Here is a 7,655-nt window from a genome sequence, read left to right as displayed (position 1 = left end):
TTCTGCAGCCTCAAGCACTTCCGACGCATCGCCACCCGCTTCGACAAACTAGCCAGGAACTTCCTCGCCACCGTCCTCCTCGGATCAGCACGCCTCTGGCTACAGGCTTATGAGTCCACGCCCTAGGTCAGCTCGTCGGATCCGACAGCGGGTCGGAGACGGCCGGTGCGTCGGGCGCGGTCTCCGGTGCGGGAGAGGGCGGCGCTTCGGCCGCTGGCGGCTCGTCGGTTGCGGAGGGCGGTGCGTCCGCTGGCGCGTTGGCCTTCAGCGCCGTACCCATCAGCACCGAGCGGGTCTCGAGCTGCGCGGCCACCTTCTCGCAGCGGGCGGGCAGGGCCCAGCTCATCCATTCCTGCGCCTTGCGCGCCTTGGTCACTTCCGGCCCCGTCAGCCAGGCGCTCCGGCCCTGGCGGACCGCCTGCGCGCCGATCATGTTGATGGGGCGGGGGGAGGCTCGCTCGGCGGCGGTCAGAGCCGACTGGAACTGCTTCAGCTTCGCCCGGCCGTCCGCCTGCATCTCGGCATAGACCCTAAGGTCGTCCTCCAGGCTCGTTCCCGGCTTGCGGAACTGGCCCTCGATCCGCTTCACCTCGGGCATCACCTCGTCATGCAGGTCGAGGTAGCCGCGAAGGGCGCCATAGCACCAGGCCACGAAGGGGTAGTCCTCCTTCGGCGCGCCGGTGGGCAGGCGGTCCTCGACCGGTGGCGGCGCCGGTGCGGCTTCGGCGGCGGGGGCGGCGTCCTGGGCGAACAGGGCAAGGGCGATCGCAAGAGGGGTCATTCGGAACCTTGTGGTCGGAGATTTTGTCAGCTTCGCGCCCGACCTAGTCCGCGGGTCCGAACCCGCCGCCCCCAGGGGTCTCGATCTCGATCGCGTCGCCAAGCTCCACCGTAACGGAGAAGCAGCCGGGAAGTTCACTAGCCTCGCCCGATGCGCGGATCAAACGCTGCCGGCCGGGCAGGCCGGCGCCGCCGCCGGCCAGGCCCTGGGGCGCGTTCTCGCGCCTGGACGAGAGCAACGCGGCCTCCATGGGCGCCAGGAACCGGATGCGCCGCCGAGCGCCGTCACCGCCGCGCCGCAGCCCGGCGCCGCCCGAGCCGGGGCGGACCCCGAAACGCTCCACCCGCACGGGGAAGCGCCGCTCCAGGATTTCCGGATCTGTGAGCCGGGAGTTGGTCATGTGGGTGTGGATGGCGCTGGCGCCGTCATGGTCCGCGGTCGCCCCGGCTCCGCCGCAGATGGTCTCGTAATACTGCCGTGTCTCGTCGCCGAAGGTGAAGTTGTTCATCGAGCCCTGGGCGTTGGCCATCACGCCCAGCGCCGCATAGAGGGCGTCGACCACGTGCTGGCTGGTCTCGACGTTGCCGGCCACGACCGCGGCCGGCGGGCGCGGCGCCAGCATCGACCCCTCGCGGGTCAGGATCTTCAGCGGCTCCAGGCAGCCGGCGTTCAGGGGGATGTCGTCGTCCACCAGGGTCCTGAAGACATAGAGCGCCGCGGCGTCGACGATGGCCGAGGGGGCGTTGAAGTTGGACCCGAGCTGGTCAGCCGAGGCCGTGAAGTCCAGCACCGCCTCCCGCTTCGCCGCGTCCACGGTGGTCCGCACGACGATCTCGCCGCCGCCGTCCATCGGCGCGCGCGCCTCGCCGTCATGCAGGCGCCCGATGGCCCGCCGGACCGCCTCGGCGGCGTTCTGCTGGACGAAGGCCATGTAACGGGCGACCGCTTCGGCGCCCTGGGCGCGGATCATGTCCGCCACCGCCGCTGCCCCGGCCTGGCAGGCGGCCACCTGCGCCTTGAGGTCGGCGAGGTTCCGGTCCGGAGCCCGGGCGGGCCAGGGACCGCGGGTCAGGGCCCCGCGAACCGCCGCATCCAGGAAGCGGCCACCCTCCATGATCGGCAGGGCGTCGAGCAGGACACCCTCCTCGTCGATGGTGTGCGAGAAGGGCGGCATCGAGCCGGGCTGCACCCCGCCCACGTCGGCGTGGTGGCCTCGCGCGGCGACGTAGAAGCTGGGCTGTCTGTCGCCCTCGTCCATGAACACCGGCATGACCACGGTGATGTCCGGCAGGTGGGTGCCGCCGGCGTAGGGGTTGTTCAGCGCGAAGGCCTGGCCCGGCTTCAGGTTGGCATGTCGGTCGCGTACGGCCCGCACGCTGGCGCCCATGGAGCCCAGGTGCACCGGCATGTGCGGGGCGTTGGCCACCAGCCCGCCGTCGGCGTCGAACAGCGCGCACGAGAAATCGAGCCGCTCCTTGATGTTCACCGAATGGGCCGTCCGCTCCAGCGCCGCCCCCATCGCCTCGGCCACACCCATGAAGCGGCGATTGAACAGTTCCAGGGTCACCGGGTCGGGCCGGTCCAGCGTGATCGTCTGTCGCCGCGCCGCGCCCGTGCGGGTCAGGCGGATCAGGCCGCCCGCATCGCCCACGGCGCGCCAGCCCGGCGGCACGGCGATCTGCGTGTCGGCGCGCACGACGAGGGCCGGACCGTCGATCGAGGCCAGGCTCTCCGCCGCCACGACCTGGGTCTCAAGCCAGGCGCCGGCCGCGTACATGCGGACCTTCTCATCGTCGCGAAGACGGGGACCCGGGGCGGACGTGGCCACGTCAAAGGCGGCGGCATGCAGCCGGGGATCCCAGCCTTCGCGGGGAGGAGCGGTGGTGGAGACCGCCTCCGCTTCCACGGCCGCGATCAGTATGGACCGCTCGGGCTCGATGAAGCCGAACAGCCGCTGGTGCGCCGCCTCGAACTCGGCCCTCGCGGTCGCTGGATCGCAGAGCGCCACCGGCAGTTCCGCGTCGGCTCCGTCGTACCGGAGCCGCAGCGTGCGACGGATCTCACAGGCGTCGGCGCCCTGGGCGATCATGTCGGCGCGGACCCCCGCCTCGAGGCCGGCCAACACCTTCTCGGCCGCAACCAGCCCGCCTGCCAGCGCCGTCTCGACCCCGGCCTGCCGGAGCGCCGTCACCCGCGCCTGGCCTATGCCCCAGGCCGACAGGACGCTGCCGTACTTCGGGCACAGCACCTCCGAGACCCCCAGCGCCTCGGCCGTCTGGCAGGCGACCTGGCCGGCCGCGCCGCCGAACGCCACCAGGGCATGGTCGCGGGGATCGAAACCGCGCTCGGTGGAGATACGCCGCACGGCCTGGGCCATCTGCTCCACGGCGACGGCGACGAATCCCTCTGCGGCCGCCTCGACACTCGCCGCGCCCATGGCTTCCGCCAGCCCGGCCAACCGCGCACGGCTGGCCTCAGGGTCGAGGGGCGCGTCGCCCTTCAGCCCGAAGACACTGGGGAAGTAGCGCGGGTCCAGCCGACCCAGTACCAGGTTGGCGTCCGTCACCGCCGCCGGGCCGCCGCGGCCGTAGCAGGCGGGGCCGGGATCGGCGCCGGCGCTGGCCGGACCTGCGCGCGCACGCATCCCGTCGAAGGCCAGGACCGAGCCGCCTCCGGCCGCCACCGTCTCCACGTCCAGCATGGGGCTGCGTAGCTTCACGCCCGCCACCCGCGCGGCGTCGCGCCGCTCGAGTCGGCCGGCGAAGCGGCAGACGTCGGTGGAGGTGCCGCCCATGTCGAAGCCCAGCACCGCCTCGGCGCCGGCCGCCTCGGCCGTCATCGCCACCCCGACCACCCCGCCCGCCGGACCCGAGACGACCGCGTCGCGGCCCCGGAACGCCTCGGCCCTGACGAGCCCTCCCGCCGAGGTCATGAAATAGAGCGGCGCGCCGGCGACGGCCCGCGCCACGCGCTGCACATAGGCCTGCAGCACGGGCGTCAGATAGGCGTCGGCCACCGTCGTCTCGGCGCGGGGGATGAAGCGGGGCAGGGGCGAGACGTCGGAGCTCAGGGCCACGAAGTCGAACCCGGCCGCCCGGGCGATCTGGCCGGCTTCGCGCTCGTGAGCGGGGTTGAGGTCGGCGTGCAGGAAGGCGATGGCCGCCGAGGTGAAGCCGTCGGCGACAGCCGCCTCCAGGCGCGTCTTCAGGGCGTCCGCGTCGAGCGGCGTCACTATGGCCCCGTCGGCGGACAGCCGCTCTCGCGCCTCCACGACACCGGCGTACAAGGGTTCGGGCTTTTGGATGTTCAGGGCGAAGAGGTCGGGGCGCGCCTGATCGCCGATGGCCAGGGCGTCGGCGAAGCCCTCGGTGGTGACGAACAGCGTCCGCGCCCCCCGGCGCTCCAGCAGGGCGTTGGTGGCCACCGTGGTGCCCATCTTGATCGCCTCGACGCGGTCCGCTGGAAAGGGCGTGCCGGGGGCGGCGCCCAGGACACGGCGCATGGCCTCGACAGCCGCGTCCTCGTAGGCGGCGGAAGCGGACAGCAGCTTCAGCGAAACCTCCGCGCCGTCGTCCGCGCGGCCGATCACGTCGGTGAAAGTGCCGCCCCGGTCGATCCAGAAGCTGAAGCGCCTGTCCAAAACTTAACCTCTGGGCGTGATTGTCACGGGATGGCCGCAGTCGTAAGGCTTGCCATAGCGAAATGAGCTTCTGGCGCAAAATTGCCGGCCTGGCGGCGCGCAAGGTCGATGAGGCGGAATGCGATGTCTGCCCGCCCGGCCTCCCCGGCGAGGATCCCGCATTCTCCACGGCTGTCACGGCCTTGGGCGCGAAGCTCGCCAAGGCTGATGGCGAGGCGCAGGCCGCCGAGTACGACGCCTTCCACACGGTCTTCCAGTCCGACCCGGGGAGCGAGGGCAATATCCGTCGCCTCTACCAGCTTGCCCGCCAGACGACGCGCGGGTTCGAAAGCTATGCCCGGCGGCTGCGCAAGCGCTATGGCTCCTGCCCGCAGCTCTTGGAGGACGTGCTGGACGGTCTGTTCCACATCGCCGCCTCCGACGGCGTGGTGACAGCCGACGAGATCGCCTACCTGGAGCGGGTCTGCGACCTGTTCGGCCTCTCGCCGCTGACCTTCCGCCGGCTCAAGGCCACCCACCTCGGCGCCGCGAACGACGACCCCTACGTGATCCTTGGCGTGGCGCCGGACGCCTCGGACGAGGCGGTCCGCGCCGCGTGGCGCGCCCAGCTTTCCGAGGCGCACCCGGACCGCGCCCGGGCCCGAGGCCTGCCGGCGGAGTTCATCGAGGTCGCGGAAGCCAAGGCCGCCGCCATCAACGCCGCCTATGGCCAGATCGTGCGCGAACGGAAATCGCTGTCGCTGGAAGGTGCGGCGTGACTGAAGTTTGGCGGCGGTTTGACGCATCCCCAGTTGACGTTCCGGACGGGTGTGCTGACATGTGTCTTTCACGGTCCGCCCCAGGCGCGCTGCTGAGGAGCTGAAATGGTCAAGGACTTCACCGCGAACCAGGGTTCCGCCATCCGCGGCCTGGCCGCCGTGGGCGCCAGCCTCGCCACCGCCGCCGCGGTCATCGTGGGCGCGGTCCTCGCTGTCTTCGCCGCCGCTACTGTGGCCGTCATCGCCGTGATGGGCTCGGCTCTCCTGGCCTTCGCCGCCCTGGCGATGCGCGCCCGCCGGAAGGTGCGGGCGCGGCACAGCGACATCATCGAAGCCCGGCACGTGGGCGGCCACCACTGGGTCGCCTACGGCTGGAACGAGCGCCGCTAGACCGACTCTTCTAAGCCAGCTCCAAGTCGCCCTTGCGGGGGCGTGCCCAGGCCTCTACCGTCCATTCAAACATTTGTTGGGAGGTAGGCATGACCATCGGCGTCGTCGCGACGATCAGGATCCAGGACGGCAAGGGGCCGGAATTCGAGGCCTTCTTCACCGGCCTCGCCAAGCAGGTGCGCGAGAACGAGCCCGGCAACGTCGCCTACCAGCTCACCAAGAGCCGCACCGAGCCCAACACCTACAAGGTGCTCGAACTCTACAAGGACCAGGACGCCCTGGCCGCCCACGGCGCCTCGGCGCACTTCAAGGCCGCCGGCCCGGGGTTCGCCCCCTTCCTCGCCGGTCGTCCGGACGTCGAATACCTCGACGGCGTCGGCTGAGGAGCGCCCGGCATGGACCTCGATTTCGCGCCTGAGGACCTCGCGTTCCGCGACGAGGTCCGCGCCTTCATCGCCGAAGCGTTCGACGACGACATGCGGGCCAAGCTGGCCCAGTCGAAGAACAATCACCTCGACAAGGAAGCCCAGATCCGCTGGCTGAAGCGCCTGTCGGCCAAGGGCTGGCTCGCGCCCGACTGGCCGGTGGAATACGGCGGCACCGGCTGGAGCCTCGGCAAGAAGTACGTCTTCGACATGGAGATGGCGCTCGCCGGCGCGCCGGCGACGTCGAACATGGGCCTGCGCATGTGTGCGCCCGTGGTCATGGCCTTCGGGACGCCCGAGCAGAAACAACAACACCTGCCGAAGATCCTGTCGGCCGACGTTTGGTGGTGCCAGGGCTATTCCGAGCCGGGCTCCGGCTCCGACCTCGCCTCCCTGGCCCTGAAGGCCGAGCGGGATGGCGACCACTACGTCCTCAACGGCTCGAAGACGTGGACCACGCTCGCCCAATGGGCGGACTGGATGTTCTGCCTGGTCCGCACCTCAAATGAGGAGATTCGCCAGAAGGGCATCTCGTTCCTGCTGATCGACATGAAGACGCCGGGCATCACCATCCGGCCGATCCCGACGCTCGACGGCCCGCCCGAGGGGGAGCAGGAGATCAACGAGACGTTCTTCGACAACGTGCGGGTGCCGGTCTCCAACCGCATCGGCAAGGAAGGCGAGGGGTGGACCTACGCCAAGTACCTGCTGCAGTTCGAGCGCGGCAACGCCTACGCCCCGGGCCTGCAGAATCAGCTGCGCAAGGTGCGGAAGATCGCCGAACTCGAGCGTTCCGATGGCGGCGGCTCGATGATGGCGGACCCAGACTTCCGCCGGCGGCTGGCCGAGGTCGAGATCAAGATCGAGGCCCTGAACGCCACCGAGCTGCGGGTCTTCTCAGGCCGTGCAAACGGCGAGGCGATGGGCGCCGTCTCGTCCATGCTGAAGCTCGAAGGCAGCCAGATGCAGCAGGCGGTCACGGAACTCGCCCTGGAAGCCGTCGGGGTGTTCAAGCAGCCCTTCGTGCAGGACACCTGGGAGATGCTCCGTCCCGGGGGTAACACCTTCCGCGCCGGCCCGGACTACGCCGCTACGGTGGCCCCGCACTACTTCAACTATCGCAAGACCTCGATCTATGCGGGGTCCAACGAGATCCAGCACAACATCATGGCGAAGCTGGTCCTGGGCTTGTGAGCTGGGCGCAGGGCCGCGGATCCGGCCCTGCGACAATGCGGAACGACGGTTTATGTAAAATCTCGAACTGCGAGGTTGACGACCCCGGAACCCTCGCATAGATACGCCGCCTCGCCGACGCGCTCCGGACCTTCCGGAACGAACCGGCGGCGAAGAGAGCCTCTCTTGAGTTCGGTCCAAACGAACCCATCTGAGCGCTCCGGCCGAAAGGGCGTCGCAAGACAACCAGTCGGTCGCGCGGTCTGACCGCGATGGCGTCAATGAGTTAGCGGTTCTACCGCCTCTCACACGCCGGATCATCTCTAAGGCTCTTCGGAGCGGCGCAGGTTCGCCGGCGCTAGGTCTTTGACAAGTGAATAGGAAAGAGAAACGCAGGCGGCGGCGTCTTGGCGATAGGCTTTAGGCTTATCAAGTGACGTTGACTGTGACTGCGGTCTCTTGAAGACACCATGAATATGGTCGGATTT

General features: G+C 69.9%; 6 protein-coding genes and 1 pseudogene. 5 read left to right on the top strand and 2 right to left on the bottom strand.

Features of this window, described 5'->3' with window-relative positions:
* Window positions 1–126, top strand: a pseudogene (locus DJ019_RS20485) (IS5/IS1182 family transposase); the annotation flags it as partial.
* Between the two features lies 1 nt (window position 127).
* Here DJ019_RS20485 and DJ019_RS20480 read toward each other — a convergent pair.
* On the bottom strand, window positions 128–781 hold the full coding sequence (locus DJ019_RS20480; protein WP_111278721.1) for a hypothetical protein: 654 nt from the start codon (window positions 779–781) through the stop codon (window positions 128–130).
* A gap of 43 nt (window positions 782–824) precedes the next feature.
* Window positions 825–4,421, bottom strand: coding sequence for a hydantoinase B/oxoprolinase family protein (locus DJ019_RS20475; protein WP_111278719.1), 3,597 nt, complete (start codon window positions 4,419–4,421; stop codon window positions 825–827).
* A 62-nt stretch (window positions 4,422–4,483) separates the two neighbouring features.
* On the opposite strand from DJ019_RS20475, the gene DJ019_RS20470 reads away from it, so the two are divergent.
* The 4 genes from DJ019_RS20470 to DJ019_RS20455 all read left to right on the top strand — a co-directional run bounded on the left by DJ019_RS20470 (window position 4,484) and on the right by DJ019_RS20455 (window position 7,188).
* Complete coding sequence (locus tag DJ019_RS20470) at window positions 4,484–5,179, top strand: J domain-containing protein (protein ID WP_111278717.1); 696 nt, start codon at window positions 4,484–4,486, stop codon at window positions 5,177–5,179.
* A gap of 105 nt (window positions 5,180–5,284) precedes the next feature.
* Window positions 5,285–5,569, top strand: coding sequence for a hypothetical protein (locus DJ019_RS20465; protein WP_111278715.1), 285 nt, complete (start codon window positions 5,285–5,287; stop codon window positions 5,567–5,569).
* An 89-nt stretch (window positions 5,570–5,658) separates the two neighbouring features.
* Complete coding sequence (locus tag DJ019_RS20460) at window positions 5,659–5,952, top strand: putative quinol monooxygenase (protein ID WP_111278713.1); 294 nt, start codon at window positions 5,659–5,661, stop codon at window positions 5,950–5,952.
* 12 nt (window positions 5,953–5,964) lie between these two features.
* Window positions 5,965–7,188: an acyl-CoA dehydrogenase family protein gene (locus DJ019_RS20455; RefSeq protein WP_111278711.1), complete on the top strand. Its 1,224-nt coding sequence runs from the start codon at window positions 5,965–5,967 to the stop codon at window positions 7,186–7,188.
* Window positions 7,189–7,655: the final 467 nt, after the last annotated feature.

Origin of the sequence: Phenylobacterium kunshanense (genome assembly GCF_003254525.1) — a bacterium.
GTDB lineage: Bacteria > Pseudomonadota > Alphaproteobacteria > Caulobacterales > Caulobacteraceae > Phenylobacterium > Phenylobacterium kunshanense.
The sequence above is the reverse complement of the archived record's forward strand: the minus strand, read 5'-3'. Positions and strand labels throughout refer to the sequence as shown.

Excerpts from the sequence above, each read along its gene's own strand:
- DJ019_RS20460 (WP_111278713.1), top strand. The coding sequence starts at position 5,659 with ATGACCATCGGCGTCGTCGCGACGATCAGGATCCAGGACGGCAAGGGG.
- DJ019_RS20455 (WP_111278711.1), top strand. The coding sequence starts at position 5,965 with ATGGACCTCGATTTCGCGCCTGAGGACCTCGCGTTCCGCGACGAGGTC.
- DJ019_RS20470 (WP_111278717.1), top strand. The coding sequence starts at position 4,484 with ATGAGCTTCTGGCGCAAAATTGCCGGCCTGGCGGCGCGCAAGGTCGAT.
- DJ019_RS20480 (WP_111278721.1), bottom strand. The coding sequence starts at position 781 with ATGACCCCTCTTGCGATCGCCCTTGCCCTGTTCGCCCAGGACGCCGCC.
- DJ019_RS20465 (WP_111278715.1), top strand. The coding sequence starts at position 5,285 with ATGGTCAAGGACTTCACCGCGAACCAGGGTTCCGCCATCCGCGGCCTG.